Source organism: Snodgrassella sp. W8132 (assembly GCF_016100865.1).
GTDB classification, from domain to species: Bacteria; Pseudomonadota; Gammaproteobacteria; order Burkholderiales; family Neisseriaceae; genus Snodgrassella; species Snodgrassella alvi.
In genome coordinates this window covers 54,329-76,254 of sequence record NZ_JACFRQ010000003.1, presented here as the reverse complement: position 1 = coordinate 76,254, position 21,926 = coordinate 54,329, and the positions used below count along the sequence as shown (strand labels likewise).

Genomic DNA, 21,926 nt, shown 5'->3' with positions numbered 1-21,926 from the left:
GAAATACCATGTTTTATTTATCTGATGCTGAGCTGGATAAACTATTACTCGATGATATCGCTTATGGTGATTTAACCACCCGTGCTTTAGGTTTTGGCCGGCAGGCTGGAAAAATGACATTCTGTTGCCAGAAAGCTGGCAGGGTTAGTGGTGTAGCCATTGCAGCCAGGCTGTTGCAGAAGCTTGGGCTGGAAGTAGTGATACAAGAACAAGACGGTGCTGATGTTAATGCTGAAACCGTACTGTTAACCGCTTTTGGTCAAGCTGAAAATCTGCATCAGGGCTGGAAGGTGGCACAGAATGTACTGGAATGGTGCAGTGGTGTAGCACAATATATGGCGCAAATGCTGGCTAGTGCACATGAGATTAATCCGCTGGTACAAATTGCCTGCACGCGTAAGAGTATTCCCGGTACGAAATCTCTGGCTATTGCGGCTGTAATAGATGGCGGAGGAATATTACATCGTGCCGGCACAGCTGAGTCTGTTTTGCTGTTTGCCAATCACCGCCATTTTTATGCACAGCCGGATGATTGGGCTGCTATGGTAACGCGTTTAAAGTATGCTGCGCCGGAAAAGAAAATTATTGTCGAAGCAGATAATATCGAAGAGGCTTTCGCAGCACTGGCAGCACAGGCAGATATTGTACAGCTGGATAAATTTACGCCGGAAGAATTTGCGATGGTGTTGGCAAAACAGCAAATATTAGCGCCAATGAGTTTATTGTCTGCTGCCGGTGGCGTCACTTTATTAAATATAGCGGAATATGTTCGTGCGGGAGCGCAATTACTGGTTACCTCTGCGCCCTATTATGCCCCGCCGGCAGATATTAAAGTGAAATTGCAACCAGTTTAATGCTGATTTGTGTTTTAAATGATTAGCTGATGGTTTACTGCATAGTATTGGCGACGGCATTTAACTATGGATGATGGAATAGTTATAAATAATAGCGCATCAACCATAGTTTATTGTAAGTGACTAATTATCTGCTTTTACTTATCCAGACCCTGCTGCACCATGTGTGCTGCTCTGATTACTGCTCTGGCTTTATTTTGAGTTTCCTGCCATTCCAGTTCTTCATCTGAATCAAAGACGATACCGCCACCACTTTGTACATATAGTGTATTGTTTCTGACAACACCAGTACGAATAGCAATACATAAATCCATATCTCCGGAAAAACTCAGATAACCGGCTGCTCCGCCATAAACACCGCGTTTGTTTGGCTCCAGTTCTTCGATGATTTCCAGAGCACGTACTTTTGGCGCGCCTGAAAGCGTACCGGCCGGAAAGGTGGCAGCCAGTACATCCAGATTCGATGTTCCATCCTGTAATTCACCTTCAACATTGGATACCAGATGCATTACATGAGAATAGCGTTCGATAATCATTTTATCGGTAACTTTTACCTGACCGATTTTACTAATGCGTCCGACATCATTGCGTCCAAGATCAATTAACATGACATGCTCGGCCACTTCTTTGGGATCATTTATCAGATCCTGTGCCAGTGCCTGATCTTCGTCTGGTGTTCTGCCCCGAGGACGCGTTCCGGCAATAGGACGTACGGTAACGCTGCTTTGTTCACGTCTTACCAGAATTTCCGGAGAAGATCCTACCACATAGAAGTCGTCAAAATGATAATAAAATAAATAAGGGGAAGGATTCAAAGTACGCAGAGCACGGTACAGACTTAATGGATTATCGTAAAAAGGCATGCTGAGACGCTGACTGGGGACAACCTGCATACAATCGCCATTGAGAATGTACTCTTTCACCCGTTTAACATAATTTTTATATTGCTCTTCGCCAGTTTCTGTCACTGGCTCAGTTAATTCACTGCCAAGTGACAATGGCAACTGCACACTCTGACGCAGCGCGGTGCGTAACTCTTCTAAACGTGCTCTGGCCTGCTGATAACCATCTTTTTTACTGGTATCGGCATAAACAATCAGATAAATTTTGCCTGATAAATTATCCACAACCGCCAGCTCTAATGAAAGCAGCAGAAAAATATCAGGCACACCAATCGGATTAGGTTTGTCTGCCTGCTTCAGCCGGTGGGCTATCTGTTCAAAATGATAAATGGTTTCATATCCGAAATAACCTACCAATCCGCCTGTAAATCTTGGCAGGTCAGGAATATCAGGAGTTTTATATCTGTTCTGAAATGTTTTAATGAATTCCAGCGGATTACCCTGATGCGTTTCTATTAGCTGATTTTTCTGGTATACCCTTGTGTTTTGTCCGGATATTTTAATATAGGTATCACAGGGCAAACCGATAAAAGAATATCGACCAAAACGCTCACCATTTACTACCGACTCCAGCAAATAGCTGAATGGTTTATTTGCCAGTTTCAGGTAAAGTGACAATGGTGTATCCATATCTGCCAGCACTTCCTGTACTAATGGAATATGAGTATAGCCGGCAGTCATTTGTTGCTGATATTCAGCTAAAGTGATCATGATTTATGCTTGGTGTTGTTTAAAAGGTGTGGTTTCTGATCGGAAATTTTTACAAATAGTACTATTTTCCTTTTCAATATCATAACTTAAATCCGCTTTAAAAGCATTTATCAGATGTATACCTAAAGTAATGGAATGGTCTCTGACTCTGCAACTCATTTCCGTATTATCAATGGTATTGCTTATTCCATACGCAATTACCTTCCTTTGAACTATATACTATCCAGAATTTTCCAGTCGATTTTTAACTTATATAAGCTAATAAAAAAGCTGCTTAGTGTAGCTAAGCAGCTTTTTAAAACAGACCCGTTTAGTCTTCGGCAGGCATTTCACCATCAGTATCATCCAACTGCCCTTCGGTATTCTGAGCAGTGATACCTACTTTATTGCGAATTTTAAGATTAATTTCGTCGGCTATTTCCTGATTATCTTTCAACCATTGACGTACATTGTCTTTACCCTGACCTATTTTACTGCCATTGTAGCTGTACCATGCACCTGATTTTTCAACAATGCCTAGCTTAACGCCGATATCAATCAACTCACCTTCCCAGCTGATACCTTCGCCATACAAAATATCGAACTCAGCCTGTTTAAATGGCGGAGCTACTTTGTTTTTGATTACTTTAACGCGTGTTTCATTACCAATGACATCATCACCTTTTTTAATCTGGCCGATTTTACGGATATCCAGACGTACAGATGAGTAGAATTTCAGTGCATTACCACCAGTAGTGGTTTCAGGATTACCAAACATGACACCGATTTTCATACGAATCTGATTAATGAAAATAACCAGAGTATTGGTTTTTTTGATGTTACCAGTGAGTTTACGCAAAGCCTGACTCATCAGACGAGCCTGCAAGCCGACATGACTGTCACCCATTTCGCCCTCAATTTCAGCCTTGGGTACCAGAGCTGCAACCGAGTCAACAACAACCATGTCCACCCCGCCACTGCGAACCAGCATGTCACAAATTTCCAGAGCCTGTTCGCCGGTGTCAGGTTGTGATACCAGTAATTCTTCAACTTTTACCCCAAGTTTACGGGCGTAAATCGGGTCAAAGGCATTCTCGGCATCGATAAACGCACATACACCACCATCTTTCTGACACTGTGCTATGGCTTCCAGACACAACGTGGTTTTACCGGAAGATTCCGGTCCGTAGATTTCTACGATACGACCACGTGGTAAACCACCCACACCCAGAGCCAGATCCAGTCCGAGTGAACCGGTAGAGATTACTTCGAGATTTTCATCGGTATGGCTGCCATCCATTTTCATGATGGAACCTTTACCAAAATTCTTTTCTATCTGCGCCAGTGCCGCAGCCAAAGCCTTGCTTTTTTCATCTGACATATTGATATGCTCGCTTGTACTGTATGATTAACTTAATAAAGTTAATTATCTCATAAGCCTATGATTAGATGTTTAGCAAAAGCTTATTTATGCTATCTATTTGAATTATACGATTTTGTTATCTGTTACTTAATAGCTGAATGCCCGTCTGCAAAAGGTTATACAAAGCTGTAATGACTTCATTCAAATGCTAATTTACGAATTTTTATTTAATTTTAGCCAGATAGCAGTCAGGTTTATAACGGGTTGATAAAGATGATACACTATTGGTTTACATTAGTGACTATTTTGTCACAATAACCATAACATCAATGATTACCATCTGCCGTTATGGTGCTTTTCTAAAAATAATGATATTTGAACAGTCATCTATTCTATCCAATTCGTAACAGTTGTATGTATTTGCAGACAACAACTGGAGGTTGTCAAAATGAATGCTTTTGCCAGCCTGGGTTTATCTCAGGAAATTGTTTCTGCGCTAACAGAACAAGGTTATCACGAACCTACACCTATACAGTATGCGGCTATTCCGAAAGCACTGGCAGGTATGGACCTACTTGCTGCCGCACAAACAGGCACAGGAAAAACTGCAGCCTTTATGCTGCCAAGTCTGGAAAGACTGAAACGCTATGCTAATACCAGTACATCTCCGGCAATGCATCCTGTGCGTATGCTGGTACTGACGCCAACCCGTGAGCTGGCTGACCAGATTGATCAGAATGTACAGGGTTATCTGAAAAATCTTTCTTTACGCCAGACTGTGCTGTTTGGCGGGATGAATATGGAGATTCAGAAACAGGATTTACGTCAGGGCTGCGAGATTGTTATTGCTACAGTAGGACGTTTGCTTGACCACGTACAACAAAAAAATATCCAGCTAAACAAAGTAGAAATTGTGGTTCTGGATGAAGCAGACCGAATGCTCGATATGGGCTTTATTGACGATATCCGCAAAATCATGCAAATGCTGCCATCACAGCGTCAGACTTTACTGTTTTCAGCAACTTTTGCACCGGCCATTCAGCGGCTCGCTCAGGATTTTATGCATAATCCGGAAAAAATTCAGGTAGCGGCACAAAATACCACTTCTGCCAATGTGGAACAGCATATTATTGCACTGGATAACGGACGCAAGCGTTCACTTCTGCAGCGGCTGATCTGTGATCTGAACATGAATCAGGTAATTGTATTCTGTAATACTAAGCAAAGTGTTGATCAGGTTAATCGCGAATTGAACCGCCGCGGAATAAGTGCACAAGCCATTCATGGCGATAAATCCCAGCAAACACGTCTGGAAACACTGGCACAATTCAAGGAAGGCGGTTTGCGTGTTCTGGTGGCTACGGATGTAGCGGCACGCGGTCTGGATATTGCTGAACTTCCGTTTGTAATCAATTATGAGCTACCTTTGAATGCCGAAGATTATGTACATCGTATCGGACGTACCGGTCGTGCCGGCGCTGAAGGGGTAGCTATTTCCCTGATGGATGAGCAGGAACAAAAAGTATTTAATGCAATAAAAGAATTAACTCAGAATAACCTGCAAATTGAACGCATTGAAGGCTTTGAACCACGCTGGTGGGAACAGGCACCCGCTGAAAATAAAGCGTCACAGACTTCTTCGGTTAAAGTTGAGAGTGATAAACCGCGTCAGCGTGAACGAGCAGCTAAAGCCAATCAGGCTAATGCAAATAATCAGACAGGCAGAACTCAGGATAGTAATGACGTAAGTGTCAGCTGTCAGCAAATTCCGGGACGTGCGCGCCGTTTCAGCCGTCATAATCATCCGCAATGCGCTCTGCTTCAACCGGATTATGGTGTACGTAAAACCAAAATCAGCCTTTAATTTTTGCGATTAATTATTTGAAATAGCTATTGTTTTAACAATAGCTATTTTTGTTTGTATTAAAATTAAGAAAATAGTTGGGAATTAGTCTAACTACCGGTATAATACCGCGCTGTGGCGGGTCTCCCCGCATGGTTATTTAGGACAACGGGTCAGGTGCGGAAGCAAGCAGCCCATCTTAAAGCGACCAGTGCCGGGGGTTTGGCTCGCCACCCTTATTTCTAAATTCTCTGTATATTCCTCATCTTTTCCCATTATTATCAAATAATTATTGTATTTAATCTGTCACCTTGCTAATCTGCTTTAATTATATTGTGACAAAGGTTTGTACAATGAACCGCCGCTTTATTTCATATATCTTCATAGTATTACTATCTGTATATTCAACAAGTAGCAGTCTGGCAGAAGAAATAAAATTAAATTATGGTGTAGTAGAACTGAGTGCACAGGCGTCGCAAACCGTTACCCGGGATGAAATGGTGCTGGTATTAAAGATTCAGCAACAGGGAGCGGACAGACAGCAGATCAGCAATAAAGTTACCAGTCAACTGAATCAGATTCTGGCTAATGCACACCGACATGCTGATTTTAATACCACACAATTAACGCGTGCGGTTGAGCCAAGATTTGATTATCAAAAAGATAAACGCATCGATAATGGCTGGCAGGACAGTGCTCTGATACAGATTAAAAGTACAAATTTAGCGACTTTAAATCAGTTCGCTGCTACAGTACAGCGTCTGGCAACCATTGAAGCTATAAATTATCAGGTTGCGGATACAACACTGAACAACTATGAAACAAAATTAACCCGACAGGCCATTGCCCGTTTTCAGGAGCGTGCAACACAAATTACTCATGAACTAGGCGGTCATGGATACAAAATAGTGAATATAAATTTAGGCAATGGCCAACCTACCCAGAATTATGCAGCCTATGCTCAACCTATGATGCTAAGCCGTACAGCCGGCTCTGCTCCGGTTCAGGATATTGCAGCCGGTGAAACTCACCTCACATTAAACATTAATGGAAAAATTCAGATAACCGGACTACCTGAATAAAAAAACCAGTCACTCTTACTTAAATTAGTTTAATAAATTTATGAATTCTGAACAGAAATCTGGATAAAAGAAAAGCCAGCTTAAAAAGCTGGCTTTTCTTATTAACTGGCACGCCCACGGGGAATCGAACCCCGGTTACCGCCGTGAAAGGGCGATGTCCTAACCGCTAGACGATGGGCGCGGAAACTTGGTGCACCCGGAGCGATTCGAACGCCCGACCCTCTGGTTCGTAGCCAGATACTCTATCCAACTGAGCTACGGGTGCGAGAAAGATGTGCAGTATAGGTAACATCGGCATTACTGTCAAGACCAGTCATAATTAAAAAATAGCAATATTAAGCAATATACTGTTTTATCGACAGATAAATTCATATTTAAATTCTGAAGACCTGTATAGATAGTGTTTATATAAATTCATTAAACTTCTTAGTATAAAGGCATTATTCCATAACATGCATTTTAGTATAGAATGACTATTTTTTAAGCGTTAGTTATTTGCGTCATGAGTATTGTTACCAACGATGACGCCGCTGCATTTGCCGAGCTGGCAGCGGTTTTTTGTACGCTGCCTCTGCCTGTTGCCATAGTCGATCTTGAAACCACCGGTGGCCATTTCGCTCAGGACCGGATTACTGAAATCGCTATTTTACGTTTTCATCAGGGTTGTATCAGCCGACATCAATGGCTGGTTAATCCGCAGCAGCCAATCAGCGATTTTATTACTAAGTTAACAGGTATCAGCAATGAAATGGTGCAGGATGCACCGAGCTTTACCGACATTGCAGGTGAGCTTCTACCTTTACTGCGCGGACACCTTCTGGTCGCACATAATAGTCGCTTTGATTACACTTTTTTGCGTCATGCTTTTGCACGCAATAATATTAATTTTGCAGCACCAACACTTGATACAGTCCCCTTTTCACGCAAATTATACCCACAGCATTTTAAACATAATCTGGATGCCATTATTGCACGTTTCGAAATTGATCTGAACGCAGCCGACCGCCATCGTGCCATGGGTGACGTTCTTGCTTTAACTGAGTTTTTACAGCGCAGCTTGCGTGAGCATGATAATGCCCATTGGCTGTCTCAGTGGCGGACAATGATTAAACCGGGTTATTTCCCTGCATGGCTTAAACCTGGATTACGTCAGCAATTATATGCACTGCCAGACAGCTCTGGGCTTCTGTTACAACATACTCCGAATCAGCCTGAATCTTTAATGATAGTGGAACGGGCTTTTACCGATATATGTATACAGTTTCAGCGCCAAAATACACAAAACTACTGGAAAAATACTACAGAAATTAATTTTATTCCCGCAGTCAGCTCTTTGCATGCATTATGGCTATATGGTTACTATCAGTTACACCCACAAACACAAACACATTTATCCAAATCTTCCTCACCAGCTAACTGGTATACGGTTTCTTTTATAGCCAATCAGCGCGGACAATTACAAGCAAGAATTATTCGGCTACAGGAAGGAATATTGCAACATCCGCCTTATGGATTATTTGCTCATCCGCGTGCAGCAAAACGTGCATTATCTGACTGGGCACGCCGCTATGATCTGTGCCCAGCGGTACTGGATATTCTGCCGCAAAGCATCAGCACTCATGAGCCTTGTCCGAAACAGGCTGCTCATTTATGTGATGGTCACTGTCGTAAAGAAACAGCTATGGATGAACAAAATGACAAAGTTATCCAATATGCGCCATTGTTACCGATTTGCGACTGGGGAAAATGGCATCAGATACGTGTTACTGAAACAGATGCCGTAACTGATACGAATGTGACGATTGAGGCTCAGGCAGGCTGTATCCGGCTGGATGACCAGCACTGGTATTTTCATCCTCTTTTACCTAAACTACTTAAACAGAGATTGAAAAAACCGGAAAATATCGAATTTATACGCTAATTAAAATAAAAATCAGGCTGTAGCAAAAGTTTTGCTACAGCCTGATTTTTTAATGCATTAAACCCTAATCAGGATTTACTCTGTTGTAGATCAACTGATTTTTCTGTTGGCCCACCGTCACGTGTAGTATTTTTGCTTTTAGGACGTGTCAGCTGCTCGTGGCTATGTATCACGTTAGGACCGATACGATCAGGTACCTGATCCGGCATGCCGTTAATTGGGATGACGGCCGCTTGCATCACATCAGTATAAGGCAAGGTCGAATCCGCATCTGTTTGCGGATTTTTATTTTCTGAACTGGTCATAAATGCCAAAGTGACACTTTTATCAGCACGTTTCTGTAGCAGTTCCTGCAAAGTATTTTTTTCCATCAATTGCTTTGCATCAATATTGAGTTGTTGCAATACTTTTTCATAGCAGCGGTTTAACTCATCTACAGCACTGGCCGTATGAATAAAATGCTGGTCTACCTGCTGACGATAACTGTCAAAGCTGGCTTTAACTGACTGATATTGCTGATTCTGATTACTGCGCCGCAATAACAGCCACATCAGTCCCATACCAAGCACCAAACCGATTATTGCAGCAATTAATACATACAACCAAACCTGACCACTCATGCTGTTTTCCTTTTCCTGTTGAATATCATATCTGACATCAGCCCCATGCAGATTACTTTATCATTATGGTTAGCATAGCATAACGCATTCCGGATTATTATTGATTAAAGATTTAACTGTTTTATGCAATTTTATCTGAATATATTCAAGTTTGAATCATAAGATGATATACAGTATCCCGCCAGTAATAACACCAGTAAACTAAAAATTGCCGCAATCAAATCATCCAGCATAATACCGAAACCGCCGTGTACCCGGGCGTCAAACCAGCGAATAGGCCATGGTTTTACAGCATCGAAAAAACGGAAAATAACAAAAGCAGCCAGCCACCATATCCAGCCTGCCGGGATACAAAATAAAATCAGCATCATAGCAGCAATTTCATCCCAGACGATGCCTCCATAATCCTGCCGGCGCAATGCTTGTTCAGTATAATCACAAATAAATATACCAACCAGAAACAGCGACAAAGCAAAAATGATATTCAGCCACAGGGGTAATCCCAGCATAAGCCATAATGCGGCCAATGGAATGGCTGGTAGCGTCCCGAATGTTCCGGGTGCTTTCGGCGCTAATCCCGTACCAAAACCAAAACCCAGCCAGCATACCGGATGCCGGCACAACCAGCGCCAGGTAGGTGTTACCGGTGCAGTAGTCAAATCTTGTTCAGCCAAAATGGTCAAATCCTTGTTTAGATAAGCTGATAATATTGCCCGCATTATCTTTTAACTGCAATAGTCCTGATGCAGTAATAGCACCAATTCGTGTTACCGGTGTAACAGTCGTCTGAGCTGCGGTTAAAATTGCTTCACGTTGTACAGGAGGTGCAGTAAATACCAGTTCATAATCATCACCTCCGGCCAGCATCCATTGCCTTAATTGCTGCTCATCATCAGATATCTGCCGTAAAGTCTGTAAGCCGGGAATAGCATCGACATTCAACTGTGCACCCACCTTACTCGCAGCCAGAATATGTCCGAGATCCTGAGCCAGACCATCAGAAATATCCTGCGCAGCATGCGCAAGGGAGAGCAGCTGTCTTCCTAGTGCAACCCGTGGTTCCGGACGCAGACGTTTCTGTTCACACGTCTTATATACATCTGCGGGTAATTTTACTTTTCCCCAGTGCATATCCAATGCAGCGGCAGCCAGCCCCAACTGACCGGATACCCAGATATCATCACCGATTTTTGCGGCATCACGTCGCAAAGCCTGTCCTCTAGGTGCTTCACCAATAATATTAACATTAAATATCCAGTTACCTTTAGTGGTATCACCACCAATCAGTGTTACCCCAAAACGCGCAGCAAGAGCAAACAAAGCATCACAAAACGCTGTTAACCATTCTTTATTTAGCTCAGGCAGCGCCACACTAAGCAATGCCCAGCGTGGACTGGCTCCCATAGCGGCCATATCCGACAAATTAACAGCCAGTATTTTATGCGCCAGATCCCCCGGGGCAACATCCGGAAAAAAATGTGTTCCGCCTATCAGCATATCAGTACTGAAATGCAGATCATAGCCATTACGAGGTCTTATAATAGCGGCATCATCCCCAATACCCAGAATAAGTTGCTCATCCTGCTGCTGACGATATAAATATTGACGAATAAAATCAAATTCATTCACGATAGACAGACTTTAGAATACAAATCAGATTCAGATTTTAAGATGTCTGCCTGAATCTTTCCAGAAAGTCTATTACCATAACCAGGCAGAGTTTATTGCCTTATCTAAAGATATCATTGCTTAAATTTAAAAGAAATTTCTCCAATAATTAAAAAGTTATACAATCAATTCTAGATAAATCCATACAATAAATATATATGGATAAAACATTAAAAAACGATTTAACTGCCATCAATGAACTATTAGAAAATACTTTTCATCAATCTATCGACTTTCTAAACAACCTCGACAGTATGCCAACATGTTGCCAATTAACTCAGCAACAGCAAAATAGTTTACCGCAACTAAATCTACCCGAACAAGGTTATGGCGGATTAGCGGCCTTAAATCAATTTAATACTCAGTTTAAAGAGTTTATTGTTGCTTCAGGCGGTCCCAGATATTGGGGGTATGTAACCGGAGGCAGTACACCGGCTGCAATAATAGGCGATATTCTGGCCACTATTTACGATCAGAATACTCAGGCTATCAGCGGCGAGGAGGATGTATCTGCACGTATTGAAACTCAGACAACTGATTTATTACTGGATTTATTCAATCTGCCAAGAGAATTTACCGGCGGATTTGTCACCGGCACGACCATGGCAAATTTTTCTGCGCTGGCTGTGGCCAGACAATGGTATGGCACTCAGTTTAAACAGGATATTGCTGCTGATGGTTTAATAAATCTATCACTGCCAGTTATATCGGCTACCCCTCATTCATCAGTATTAAAATCATTGGCTATGCTTGGTTTAGGCAGAAATAACTTAATTACCATTCCTACTCTTTCAAATCAGCGTGAAGCCATTAACGTAGCCGAATTAAAACCGTTTATTGAAGATCGTTTCAAACATCAGCCATTTATTCTGGTTTTAAATGCCGGTACAGCCAATACAGCTGATTTTGATGCTATTGCGGAAATTATGTAGTTGAAACATAGCTATAACTGTTGGATACATATTGATGCCGCCTTTGGAGCATTTGCCGCCTGCTCTTCACACTATCCGCATTTACTTAATGGTTGGGAAATGGCTGACAGCATTGCCATAGATTGCCATAAATGGTTAAACGTACCTTATGAAAACGCCTGCTTTTTTATACGAAAAGAGCATTTCAGCTTACAGTTTAACCAGTTTAAAAACAGCAGTGCTCCATATCTGGAAAATCAACTGGAAAATTTTAACTTTATGAATATCTTGCCGGAAAATTCAAGAAGACTAAAAGCATTACCAGTATTGTTCAGCCTGTTGGCCTATGGCAGAGAAGGGTATCGGTATATTGTGGATAATTCTATTGAGCTGGCTCAAGAATTTGGTAACTATATACGTAAAAGCAGCTATTTTGAATTATTGGCTGAAGTACGTTTAAATATTGTCTGCTTTAAAGTTACTGCCGCCTGCGATACCGCTGAATTTCTGCAAAAATTAAATAAAACCGGCCTTGTATTTATGACACCAACCACTTTTAATCATGAAAAAGGCATTCGTGCAGCATTTGTAAACTGGCGAACTACTATTGAAGATATTAAATTAGTATGTTCATTAATTGAAAACATGATCAATATTAAATAATCTATAAGAAGTTATACATATTATTGGTTTACCCGTTTATCGGTTTTCTATTTTTATTTAAATACTTACTTTGAATAAAAATTCACTTATTATTTATTGCCTTGTAATTTTTTTGGCTAGCTATCTAATTTAAAGGAGTACTCCGTTCTTAACTGCCTTAAGGCAACAGACCGCTTAACTCTCCCAGAAACCAGTTTACCCGTGGATCAGGCGTAGGACGGGTAACAGCAAAATGATTTACTATATTAGTCGCCTGCTGTGCCAGTAATGGCACCAGTTCACCTGTACGAACGTAAGGCTCAGCCATATCTTGTGACAAAAAACCAAGATGGCTGCCTGCGAGAATAAACAATAATGTTGCCCGCTCTTTATCTGCAGTAGCCGTAGTTACTCCGGCAGAAAAGCCGGCATTAGCCGGAAAATCAGCATAGGTACGTTTTACCCAGTGATATTCTTCAGCAAGCTGATTTAACGTTAAATCCTTAACTTTTGCAGCCGGATGTTCTGCATGACAATAAACATGCTCACGCTGCTCGAAAACTATCTGATATTGCAAATTTTTCAGCAGGCTATAGTAATAGCCGATACCAAAATCCATCTGATTATTGGCAATAGCGGTTTCGATATCATGTGGCGCACAAATATCAATAGTCAGACGCAGCTCCGGATAATGCTGATAGGCACTGGCAATGACCTGATTAAAAATACGCTGAAAATCAGGTGGTAAATACTCAACTAAGCCAATTCGCAACTTACCGGAAAGCACAGAACGATGCCATTTAATATTCTGTACTTCCCGATGAAACTCAGAGGTTGCCTGTAAAAGTAATGTACAAGCTTCATATAATTGATGTCCGGCTTTAGTCAGCCCGAAACCGGAACGACCGCGCCGGCATAATATCACGCCCAGACTTTCTTCCAAATGCGCCAAATGCATACTGATTGCCGATTGTGACATATTCAGCCGTTTTTGTGCAGCAGTCACACCCTGACATTCAACAATGGCCACAAATGCCTGTAAAGCCTTCAAATCATGTTTAATCAAGGTATGCAACATCACTATTTCCCCATATCAGAAATCAGCTCAGAACCGGAATAGATACGTCATCATCACAGGCGGCAGACAGCACCTGATTTAAGACCGCAAAAAATTCACTGCCATCCCGTGCTGAAAGCCATTGACCGTTCTTGCAGGCAAAATGATAACCGCCACTTTTTGCCGCTATCCATAATTCCTGAGTGGCAGCATGCCGGTTTACAATAATCTGCTCACCTCTTTCTGCTTCAATTGTGAGTACATTTCCGCCAGCTTCACAATCGAGATCCCAACCGCCCTCATCTATTTTTTCCTCAATATAGCCAAACAAATCATCACTATATTGCAAAAATTCACTTTCGGTCATCTTACTTACCATACCCCTGCATTTTATTACATTCACACTGTTATCTTGCCATATAATATGTTTAAATCCTAGTTTTATCCGTTCTGGCAGTACAGCTGTTCACTGCCAGCTTAACTACAATAGGTCAGATTAATGTTTCGTTTCTTCTTTTTAACTGTAATTGCAACCAGTTGTTTAGCGGCCTGTGGTTATAAGGGTGATCTTTATTTGCCAAAAGAGGGAGATAAAGCTAAATACGGACCTGTACAAACCGGACTGACTATTGATCCGATTGATCAGAAAAATTTACCTAAACATGACTAATTCCCTGAAATGTGAACAAGTACCCTACTCTGTACTGGCTGCACAGTATGGTACACCATTATATGTTTATAGCCAGAAAGCAATGACAGATGCTTTTAATCTTTATCAGCAGGCTTTTGCCGATTTAAAACCTTTAATATGTTACGCAGTCAAAGCCAATGGAAATTTATCTATTCTGCGCTATTTTGCCAGTCTGGGCTGCGGTTTTGATATCGTTTCAGGCGGAGAATTAGAGCGGGTATTACTGGCTGGCGGAGCTGCCGACAAGGTCATCTTTTCCGGCGTGGGCAAAAGCAGTGCTGAAATTGAATTTGCCCTGAAAAACAATATTCGCTGTTTTAATGTTGAATCACTGGCTGAGCTGGAACGTATTAATAGTATTGCCCAGCGTCTGAATAAAATTGCTCCGGTATCATTGCGTATTAATCCTGATGTTGATGCTCATACTCATCCGTATATTTCTACTGGGTTAAAAGCCAATAAATTCGGAATTGCCAGTCAGGATGCATTAGCAGCATATCAGCTTGCTGCTACGTTACCGCACTTAAAAATTACAGGAATTGACTGCCATATCGGCTCACAACTAACGGATTTATCACCTTTAATCGAAGCATTGCAACGATTGTTAGTACTAGTAGACAAACTAGACGAACTGGGAATCCGGATAGAGCATATTGATTTGGGTGGTGGCATAGGTATTGTTTATCAAAACGAAAATGTGCCTGATCTGAATGCTTATGCAGCAGCAGTCAGCAAATTGTTATCCGGGCGTAACCTACCTTTAATACTGGAACCCGGGCGCAGTCTGATTGGTAATACCGGCAGTTTGCTCACTACAGTTGAATACATTAAACAAGGTGAAGAAAAGAACTTTGTGATTGTAGATGCGGCCATGAATGATCTGATGCGGCCTTCACTATATCAGGCCTATCACAATATTATTAACGCCAGTCCGACAACAGCAGATAAATTTGTTGCTGATGTCGTAGGACCAATTTGCGAAACCGGAGATTTTCTGGCTAAAGACCGAACCATTGCGGCTAAAGCAGGTGATTTACTGTTAATACAAAGTGCTGGGGCATATGCTTCCAGTATGGCAAGTAACTATAACACTCGCTGTCGTGCCGCTGAGGTATTGGTTAATGGTACAGAACATCATCTGATTCGAGAGCGAGAAACAATTGACAGTCTGTTAGCTACCGAAACAGCATGCTTATGAATAATCCATACTTATTGTAATAATGAAGTACAAGTATAGCGTTATCTGTCAGTATTTTTGCACAGACGCTATACTAATTTTATGTTACTCATCGAAAAGCTTTTCAGATATTGAATATTCTCCGGCTGATATTACGCTTTATAAGTACAATAAAAAATTCGTTGCATTATCCAAACCATAATTAAAAAATAATTTTAAAATCAAATAAGATAAATATATTTTAACAATTAAGCAAATATCATCTAAAAAGGTCAGATTTATGCCCTGGAAATTTTCCCGACGTGCGCAAAATTTAAAAAGCTCAACCATCAGAGAAATCCTTAAAGTCACCGAACAAGCAGATGTTATTTCATTTGCTGGCGGCTTACCGGCACCAGATACATTTCCATTATCAGAAATCAAAGATGCAGCTAATGCCTTACTGGAAAACCAGGATATTTATGGTGCACTACAATATGGACCAAGTGAAGGCTATACACCTTTACGGCAATGGATAGCTAATTATTTATCTGAACGTGATCATGTATCTGTCAGTAGTGATGAAGTTCTGATAGTAACTGGTTCACAGCAGGCATTGGATTTAATCGGGAAAGCACTAATTGATACTAACGATAAAGTACTGGTAGAAACTCCGACTTATCTTGGGGCATTACAATCCTTTAATCAATACAATCCCGAATATATAGCTATTGCCAGTGATAATGAAGGCTTAATTCCTGAAACTATTGATAATGAACTGGCAAGCTCTGCAAAATTTCTATATAGCATTCCAAACTTTCAAAACCCTACCGGACGTCGGTTACCATTACACCGGCGAGAGACTTTAGCCGCAAAAGCAAAACAGAATAATTTATTGCTGATTGAAGATGACCCTTATGGCGATTTGGATTATCAGGGTCAGCGTTTGCCTGCTTTATATACGCTGGCACCAGAAAACACTGTTTATTTAGGTTCTTTTTCCAAAATTTTAGCGCCGGGACTCCGCTTAGGATATTTGGTTGCGAATAAGCAATTCATCAGTAAACTGCTTCCGCTAAAACAGGCTTCGGATTTACATACCCCTAGCCTGACTCAGTACATTGCTTATCAGGTTCTTAGTAAAAATAATTTTCTCAATCATCATATTCCGAAAATCCGCCAGCTCTATAATGCCCGCTGCCAGTATATGTTGCAATCATTAGCACAGTATATGCCTAAAGAAGTTAGCTGGAATCAACCTGAAGGAGGTATGTTTATCTGGGTTGAATTACCTGAATATATTAATGCTACTGAATTACTCAAAGAAACCATTGCTCAAAAAATAGTTTTTGCTCCCGGTGAAACTTTCTATGTACACGGTGAAAAAAATAATTGTTTAAGGCTGGCTTTTGTAACTGTTTCAGAAGAAAAAATCGATACAGGGATAAAAAAAATGGCAGATATAATTAAACATCACATTCAACAGTAACAATTGCTGTGAAATATTAGCAAACTGCATTAATCTGTTTTTTCCATCACGGCCCATACCCAGTATAGTATTGTTTTTTTAGGGCTTAAACTTAACTAAATACTCTTCACACCAATTCAAGCTGGCTAATAAATTCCGCATTAATGGAAAAATCATTAACCGCAAAATATCCATCTCACCTGTCACAGCACAGATTTTGCCTAAAATTCTGGATTGGTTATTCTAGCCTATTCAATTAGCCGAATTAAGAATAAATAAAAAACGGACTGGATAATATCCAGTCCGTTTTAGTAATTCAATTAATTATTGAACTTTAATTTCAACATCAACACCAGCTGGCAAGTCCAGTTTCATCAATGCATCAGTGGTTTTATCAGTCCAATCGATAATGTCCATCAGACGCAGATGAGTACGGATTTCCAACTGTTCACGTGAAGTTTTATTCACGTGAGGAGAACGCAGCAGATTAAAACGTTCGATTTTGGTTGGCAGAGGAATCGGACCTTTTACCACAGCGCCAGTACGTTTGGCAGTGTCTACGATTTCCTGTGCAGAACGATCAATTAGAGCGTAGTCATAAGCTTTCAGACGAATACGGATTTTCTGGTTTTTCATATCTATATTCTTCCTGATTAAGCGATAACTTTAGCAACCACACCGGCACCAACTGTTCGGCCACCTTCACGAATCGCAAAGCGTAAGCCTTCTTCCATCGCAATCGGATGAATCAGTTCTACGTCTATCGTTACATTCTCTCCCGGCATTACCATTTCCACACCTTCCGCCAGGCTTACTGCGCCAGTTACGTCTGTTGTACGGAAATAGAACTGCGGACGGTAGTTCGCAAAGAACGGTGTATGACGACCACCTTCTTCTTTGCTCAGTACGTATACTTCTGCTTTGAATTTGGTGTGCGGGGTGATACTGCCCGGTTTTGCCAGTACCTGACCACGCTCTACTTCTTCACGTTTGGTACCACGCAGCAATACACCTACGTTATCACCTGCCTGACCCTGATCCAGCAATTTGCGGAACATTTCAACGCCAGTACATGTGGTTTTCTGGGTATCTTTCAAACCAACGATTTCAATTTCGTCACCTACATTGATTACACCGCGTTCTACACGACCAGTAACCACGGTACCACGACCTGAAATTGAGAATACGTCTTCAATCGGCAACAGGAATGGTTTGTCTACTGCACGTTCCGGTGTAGGAATGTAGCTGTCCAATGCATCTGCCAAAGCCATAATTGAAGCTTCACCGATGTCTGACTGGTCACCTTCCAGTGCTTTCAGAGCTGAACCTTTAATCAAAGGAACATCATCACCCGGGAATTCGTAGCTTGACAACAGGTCACGAATTTCCATTTCTACCAGTTCCAACAATTCTTCGTCGTCTACCATGTCACATTTGTTCATGTATACGATAATGTAAGGTACACCTACCTGACGAGCTAACAGGATGTGCTCACGGGTTTGTGGCATTGGACCGTCAGCTGCAGAAACCACCAGAATCGCGCCGTCCATCTGGGCAGCACCGGTAATCATGTTTTTCACGTAGTCAGCGTGTCCCGGACAGTCAACGTGTGCATAGTGACGTTCTGCGGTTTCGTATTCTACGTGTGATGTATTAATGGTAATACCACGGGCTTTTTCTTCCGGGGCATTGTCAATCTGATCATAAGCTTTGGCTGCACCACCGAATTTCTGGGACAGAATGGTACACATTGCAGCAGTCAAAGTGGTTTTACCATGGTCAACGTGACCAATGGTGCCAACGTTTACGTGCGGTTTGCTCCGCTCGAATTTTTCTTTAGCCATGAGCTAAGTTTCCTTGAATAAAGATCATTAAAGAACGATGATAACCTGAAAGTACAGGTACTTTCAGGTTATCGGTAAATAAGTTAGCCTTTACGTGCAGCAATTACCTGCTCGGCTACATTATTTGGTGCTTCAGCGTATTTCTTGAACTCCATGGAGTAAGTAGCACGCCCCTGAGTAGCAGAGCGCAGGTCGGTTGAGTAACCGAACATTTCTGCCAGTGGTACTTCGGCACGAACTTTCTTGCCGCCGATACCATCATCATCCATACCCAGCACGATGCCACGACGACGATTCAGGTCGCCCATTACATCACCCATGTAGTCTTCCGGTGTTTCCACTTCAACCGCCATGATAGGTTCCAGCAATGCCGGAGAAGCTTTGCGCATACCGTCTTTGAATGCCATAGAACCGGCTAATTCAAACGCGATTTGCGAAGAGTCCACATCATGGTATGAACCGAAAGTCAGGCGCACACGGATATCCACAACCGGATAACCGGCCAGAATACCATTAGTCATGGTATCACGAATACCTTTATCCACAGACGGAATAAATTCACGTGGAATCACACCACCTTTAATTTCGTCGATGAATTCGTAGTTTACACCACCCGGTTCCAGAGGTTCCATAGTGATCACTACATGACCATACTGACCTTTACCACCAGACTGTTTAACGTATTTGGCTTCGGATTCCACTGATTTACGGATGGTTTCACGATAAGCTACCTGTGGTGCACCCACATTGGCTTCTACACCAAATTCACGTTTCATACGGTCTACAATAATTTCCAGATGCAATTCACCCATACCGGAAATAATAGTCTGACCAGATTCTTCATCTGTTTTCACACGGAAAGACGGGTCTTCTTTAGCCAGACGATTCAGAGCCAGACCCATTTTTTCCTGGTCAGCTTTAGTTTTTGGTTCAACTGCAACGTGGATAACCGGTTCCGGGAATTCCATACGTTCCAGAATAATCGGAGCGTCAGTATCACACAGCGTTTCACCAGTAGTTACATCTTTCAGACCAATTACAGCTGCAATGTCACCGGCACGTACTTCTTCGATTTCATCACGATCATTGGCTTTCATCTGTACCAGACGACCAATACGTTCTTTAGTGCCTTTAACAGAGTTCACTACAGTATCGCCAGATTTCACCACGCCAGAATATACGCGGATAAAAGTCAGCTGACCAACGTATTTATCGTTCATCAGTTTAAATGCCAACGCAGAGAATTTCTCATCGTCGCTAGCTTTACGGCTGTCTTTTTCACCATCCGGTTTTTCACCGGCTACTGGCGGAATGTCTGTCGGGCTGGGCAGATACTCAACCACAGCATCCAGCAGACGCTGTACACCTTTGTTCTTGAATGCTGAACCGCACAGTACTGGCTGAATTTCACCGGCCAGTGTACGTGCACGCAGGGCAGCAACGATTTCATCCTCGCTCAGCTCTTCACCACCAAGGTATTTTTCCATCAGTTCTTCGTTGGCTTCTGCTGCAGCTTCAACCATTTTTTCGCGCCATTCTTCGGCAACGTCTTTCAGTTCAGCAGGAATATCAGCATACTCAAATTTCAAACCCTGAGTTGCATCATCCCATACGATAGCCTGCATCTTCAGCAAATCTACCACGCCTTCGAAACCGTCTTCAGCTCCTACCGGAATGACAACCGGTACCGGATTGGCACGCAGACGGGTCTGCATCTGTTCAACCACGCGGAAGAAGTTGGCACCCTGACGGTCCATTTTATTTACAAAAGCCAGACGAGGCACTTTGTATTTATTGGCCTGACGCCATACAGTTTCAGACTGAGGCTGTACACCACCCACAGCACAGTAAACCATTACCGCACCATCCAGTACACGCATAGAACGCTCTACTTCAACAGTAAAGTCTACGTGTCCCGGGGTATCAATAATATTTAAACGGTGTTCTTTAAACTGACCTGCCATACCCTTCCAGAAGGTGGTAACAGCAGCAGAGGTAATGGTAATACCACGTTCCTGTTCTTGTTCCATCCAGTCGGTGGTGGCTGCACCGTCATGTACTTCACCCAGTTTGTGAGTCATGCCGGTGTAAAACAGAATACGTTCTGAAGTGGTGGTTTTACCAGCATCAATATGTGCAGAAATACCGATATTACGGTATTGCTCAATAGGGGTTTTACGAGCCACGATAATTGCCTTTCTGCATTAGAAGCGGAAGTGAGAGAAGGCTTTGTTGGCTTCAGCCATGCGATGTACTTCCTCACGTTTTTTCAATGCACCGCCGCGACCTTCGGCCGCATCAATTAATTCACCAGCCAGACGCAAATCCATGGATTTTTCACCGCGTTTACGAGCCGCATCGCGTACCCAGCGCATGGCCAGAGCCAGACGACGGGCAGGACGAACCTCAACAGGAACTTGATAGTTAGCACCACCAACACGACGGCTTTTTACTTCTACCACCGGTTTGGCATTGGCAATGGCTTCGTTAAACACTTCAATGGCTTCTTTGCCGGTTTTCTTTTCAATCTGTTCCAGAGCGCCGTATACAATGCGTTCTGCTACAGATTTTTTACCGTCAATCATCAGCACATTCATGAATTTGGATAATTCGATACTGCCGAATTTCGGATCAGGCAATATGTCACGTTTTGGGACTTCTCTACGTCTTGGCATTTCAATTTCCTTAAACTATTCAGCTGGGCATAGCCCGCGAATATTTATGTAAATATTCACTTACTCGACAGATAATCTGCCGATGCGTCCGATTATTTAGGACGTTTAGCACCGTATTTAGAACGGGACTGCTTACGGTCTTTAACACCTGCAGTGTCCAGAGAACCGCGTACAGTATGGTAACGCACACCCGGCAAGTCTTTTACACGACCGCCGCGAATCAGTACTACGCTGTGTTCCTGCAAGTTGTGGCCTTCACCACCGATATATGAAATCACTTCATAACCGTTGGTCAAACGCACTTTGCATACTTTACGCAGCGCTGAGTTAGGTTTTTTCGGAGTAGTGGTGTATACACGGGTGCATACGCCACGTTTTTGAGGACAAGCCTCTAAAGCAGGTACTTTGTTGACGTAAACCGGAGCCTGACGTCCTTTACGTACCAATTGGTTGATAGTAGGCATATTTTCTCTTTATCCTGTTGAGTCAATATATGCCGGCACCATGCCGGCAAAACGGGTATTCTAACATTCCTGCTT

The 21,926-nt window shown here is 42.3% G+C and carries 18 protein-coding genes, 2 tRNA genes, 1 other RNA gene and 2 pseudogenes; 9 read left to right on the top strand and 14 right to left on the bottom strand.

Annotation, left to right across the window (positions count from 1 at the left end; translation table 11 throughout):
- Positions 1–8: 8 nt before the first annotated feature.
- Positions 9–854, top strand: a complete 846-nt coding sequence (gene modD / locus H3U82_RS09680; RefSeq protein WP_198210364.1) for a ModD protein — start codon at positions 9–11, stop codon at positions 852–854.
- 137 nt (positions 855–991) lie between these two features.
- Here the strand turns inward: modD and trpE are convergent, their stop codons facing one another.
- Entirely contained in the window at positions 992–2,467 is a 1,476-nt protein-coding gene (gene trpE / locus H3U82_RS09675; RefSeq protein WP_198210363.1) for an anthranilate synthase component I, read from the bottom strand.
- A gap of 310 nt (positions 2,468–2,777) precedes the next feature.
- Complete coding sequence (gene recA, locus H3U82_RS09670) at positions 2,778–3,827, bottom strand: recombinase RecA (RefSeq protein WP_025329915.1); 1,050 nt, start codon at positions 3,825–3,827, stop codon at positions 2,778–2,780.
- 430 nt (positions 3,828–4,257) lie between these two features.
- Here recA and H3U82_RS09665 point away from each other — a divergent pair.
- From H3U82_RS09665 to H3U82_RS09655, 3 genes and pseudogenes are all read left to right on the top strand, one after another.
- Positions 4,258–5,494: pseudogene (locus tag H3U82_RS09665) on the top strand (DEAD/DEAH box helicase); the annotation flags it as partial.
- A gap of 295 nt (positions 5,495–5,789) precedes the next feature.
- Positions 5,790–5,887, top strand: an RNA gene (gene ffs, locus H3U82_RS09660) — signal recognition particle sRNA small type.
- A 118-nt stretch (positions 5,888–6,005) separates the two neighbouring features.
- Positions 6,006–6,734 carry an SIMPL domain-containing protein gene (locus H3U82_RS09655; protein WP_198210360.1) on the top strand — a complete coding sequence of 243 codons (729 nt, stop codon included), beginning with the start codon at positions 6,006–6,008 and terminating at the stop codon, positions 6,732–6,734.
- 106 nt (positions 6,735–6,840) lie between these two features.
- Here the strand turns inward: H3U82_RS09655 and H3U82_RS09650 are convergent.
- Positions 6,841–6,915, bottom strand: a tRNA-Glu gene (locus H3U82_RS09650).
- A gap of 7 nt (positions 6,916–6,922) precedes the next feature.
- Positions 6,923–6,999: transfer RNA gene (locus H3U82_RS09645), tRNA-Arg, on the bottom strand.
- A gap of 237 nt (positions 7,000–7,236) precedes the next feature.
- On the opposite strand from H3U82_RS09645, the gene H3U82_RS09640 reads away from it, so the two are divergent.
- Positions 7,237–8,655, top strand: coding sequence for a 3'-5' exonuclease family protein (locus tag H3U82_RS09640; RefSeq protein WP_198210358.1), 1,419 nt, complete (start codon positions 7,237–7,239; stop codon positions 8,653–8,655).
- A 68-nt stretch (positions 8,656–8,723) separates the two neighbouring features.
- Here H3U82_RS09640 and H3U82_RS09635 read toward each other — a convergent pair whose 3' ends face one another.
- The 3 genes from H3U82_RS09635 to thiL form a co-directional block, all read right to left on the bottom strand.
- Positions 8,724–9,275 carry a ZapG family protein gene (locus H3U82_RS09635; RefSeq protein ID WP_198210356.1) on the bottom strand — a complete coding sequence of 184 codons (552 nt, stop codon included), beginning with the start codon at positions 9,273–9,275 and terminating at the stop codon, positions 8,724–8,726.
- Between the two features lie 131 nt (positions 9,276–9,406).
- On the bottom strand, positions 9,407–9,958 hold the full coding sequence (locus tag H3U82_RS09630; RefSeq protein ID WP_370524692.1) for a phosphatidylglycerophosphatase A: 552 nt from the start codon (positions 9,956–9,958) through the stop codon (positions 9,407–9,409).
- Complete coding sequence (gene thiL / locus H3U82_RS09625) at positions 9,942–10,904, bottom strand: thiamine-phosphate kinase (RefSeq protein WP_198210354.1); 963 nt, start codon at positions 10,902–10,904, stop codon at positions 9,942–9,944. Before thiL ends, H3U82_RS09630 begins: the two co-directional genes overlap by 17 nt.
- 197 nt (positions 10,905–11,101) lie before the next feature.
- On the opposite strand from thiL, the pseudogene H3U82_RS10905 reads away from it, so the two are divergent.
- Positions 11,102–12,517, top strand: a pseudogene (locus H3U82_RS10905) (aspartate aminotransferase family protein).
- Positions 12,518–12,674: 157 nt separating this feature from the next.
- Here H3U82_RS10905 and H3U82_RS09610 read toward each other — a convergent pair.
- A complete protein-coding gene (locus H3U82_RS09610; protein WP_078474528.1) occupies positions 12,675–13,574 on the bottom strand; it encodes a LysR family transcriptional regulator in 900 nt (299 codons plus the stop codon).
- Positions 13,575–13,596: 22 nt separating this feature from the next.
- Positions 13,597–13,920 carry an iron donor protein CyaY gene (gene cyaY, locus H3U82_RS09605; protein WP_084586041.1) on the bottom strand — a complete coding sequence of 108 codons (324 nt, stop codon included), beginning with the start codon at positions 13,918–13,920 and terminating at the stop codon, positions 13,597–13,599.
- Between the two features lie 132 nt (positions 13,921–14,052).
- Between cyaY and H3U82_RS09600 the strand changes: the two genes are divergently transcribed.
- The 3 genes from H3U82_RS09600 to H3U82_RS09590 all read left to right on the top strand — a co-directional run bounded on the left by H3U82_RS09600 (position 14,053) and on the right by H3U82_RS09590 (position 16,889).
- Positions 14,053–14,223, top strand: a complete 171-nt coding sequence (locus tag H3U82_RS09600) for a lipoprotein (RefSeq protein ID WP_078474526.1) — start codon at positions 14,053–14,055, stop codon at positions 14,221–14,223.
- The gene (gene lysA, locus H3U82_RS09595; protein WP_037392513.1) at positions 14,216–15,442 is read left to right on the top strand and encodes a diaminopimelate decarboxylase; all 1,227 of its coding nucleotides are present in this window, start codon (positions 14,216–14,218) and stop codon (positions 15,440–15,442) included. Before H3U82_RS09600 ends, lysA begins: the two co-directional genes overlap by 8 nt.
- A 259-nt stretch (positions 15,443–15,701) precedes the next feature.
- Positions 15,702–16,889 carry a PLP-dependent aminotransferase family protein gene (locus tag H3U82_RS09590; RefSeq protein WP_037392515.1) on the top strand — a complete coding sequence of 396 codons (1,188 nt, stop codon included), beginning with the start codon at positions 15,702–15,704 and terminating at the stop codon, positions 16,887–16,889.
- Between the two features lie 303 nt (positions 16,890–17,192).
- Here the strand turns inward: H3U82_RS09590 and rpsJ are convergent, their stop codons facing one another.
- The 5 genes from rpsJ to rpsL all read right to left on the bottom strand — a co-directional run bounded on the left by rpsJ (position 17,193) and on the right by rpsL (position 21,851).
- Positions 17,193–17,504 carry a 30S ribosomal protein S10 gene (rpsJ, locus tag H3U82_RS09585; protein ID WP_025329903.1) on the bottom strand — a complete coding sequence of 104 codons (312 nt, stop codon included), beginning with the start codon at positions 17,502–17,504 and terminating at the stop codon, positions 17,193–17,195.
- A gap of 17 nt (positions 17,505–17,521) precedes the next feature.
- A complete protein-coding gene (gene tuf, locus H3U82_RS09580; RefSeq protein WP_025329891.1) occupies positions 17,522–18,712 on the bottom strand; it encodes an elongation factor Tu in 1,191 nt (396 codons plus the stop codon).
- Positions 18,713–18,795: 83 nt separating this feature from the next.
- A complete protein-coding gene (gene fusA, locus H3U82_RS09575) occupies positions 18,796–20,898 on the bottom strand; it encodes an elongation factor G (RefSeq protein WP_100125045.1) in 2,103 nt (700 codons plus the stop codon).
- 18 nt (positions 20,899–20,916) lie between these two features.
- Entirely contained in the window at positions 20,917–21,387 is a 471-nt protein-coding gene (rpsG, locus tag H3U82_RS09570; protein WP_025329901.1) for a 30S ribosomal protein S7, read from the bottom strand.
- Positions 21,388–21,479: 92 nt separating this feature from the next.
- The gene (rpsL, locus tag H3U82_RS09565; RefSeq protein ID WP_025329900.1) at positions 21,480–21,851 is read right to left on the bottom strand and encodes a 30S ribosomal protein S12; all 372 of its coding nucleotides are present in this window, start codon (positions 21,849–21,851) and stop codon (positions 21,480–21,482) included.
- Positions 21,852–21,926: the final 75 nt, after the last annotated feature.

What these genes read in the sequence shown, in the direction of transcription:
- modD (WP_198210364.1), top strand. Translation starts at nt 9, where the DNA reads ATGTTTTATTTATCTGATGCTGAGCTGGATAAACTATTACTCGATGAT.
- trpE (WP_198210363.1), bottom strand. Translation starts at nt 2,467, where the DNA reads ATGATCACTTTAGCTGAATATCAGCAACAAATGACTGCCGGCTATACT.
- recA (WP_025329915.1), bottom strand. Translation starts at nt 3,827, where the DNA reads ATGTCAGATGAAAAAAGCAAGGCTTTGGCTGCGGCACTGGCGCAGATA.
- H3U82_RS09655 (WP_198210360.1), top strand. Translation starts at nt 6,006, where the DNA reads ATGAACCGCCGCTTTATTTCATATATCTTCATAGTATTACTATCTGTA.
- H3U82_RS09640 (WP_198210358.1), top strand. Translation starts at nt 7,237, where the DNA reads ATGAGTATTGTTACCAACGATGACGCCGCTGCATTTGCCGAGCTGGCA.
- H3U82_RS09635 (WP_198210356.1), bottom strand. Translation starts at nt 9,275, where the DNA reads ATGAGTGGTCAGGTTTGGTTGTATGTATTAATTGCTGCAATAATCGGT.
- H3U82_RS09610 (WP_078474528.1), bottom strand. Translation starts at nt 13,574, where the DNA reads ATGTTGCATACCTTGATTAAACATGATTTGAAGGCTTTACAGGCATTT.
- cyaY (WP_084586041.1), bottom strand. Translation starts at nt 13,920, where the DNA reads ATGACCGAAAGTGAATTTTTGCAATATAGTGATGATTTGTTTGGCTAT.
- H3U82_RS09600 (WP_078474526.1), top strand. Translation starts at nt 14,053, where the DNA reads ATGTTTCGTTTCTTCTTTTTAACTGTAATTGCAACCAGTTGTTTAGCG.
- lysA (WP_037392513.1), top strand. Translation starts at nt 14,216, where the DNA reads ATGACTAATTCCCTGAAATGTGAACAAGTACCCTACTCTGTACTGGCT.
- H3U82_RS09590 (WP_037392515.1), top strand. Translation starts at nt 15,702, where the DNA reads ATGCCCTGGAAATTTTCCCGACGTGCGCAAAATTTAAAAAGCTCAACC.
- rpsJ (WP_025329903.1), bottom strand. Translation starts at nt 17,504, where the DNA reads ATGAAAAACCAGAAAATCCGTATTCGTCTGAAAGCTTATGACTACGCT.
- tuf (WP_025329891.1), bottom strand. Translation starts at nt 18,712, where the DNA reads ATGGCTAAAGAAAAATTCGAGCGGAGCAAACCGCACGTAAACGTTGGC.
- rpsG (WP_025329901.1), bottom strand. Translation starts at nt 21,387, where the DNA reads ATGCCAAGACGTAGAGAAGTCCCAAAACGTGACATATTGCCTGATCCG.
- rpsL (WP_025329900.1), bottom strand. Translation starts at nt 21,851, where the DNA reads ATGCCTACTATCAACCAATTGGTACGTAAAGGACGTCAGGCTCCGGTT.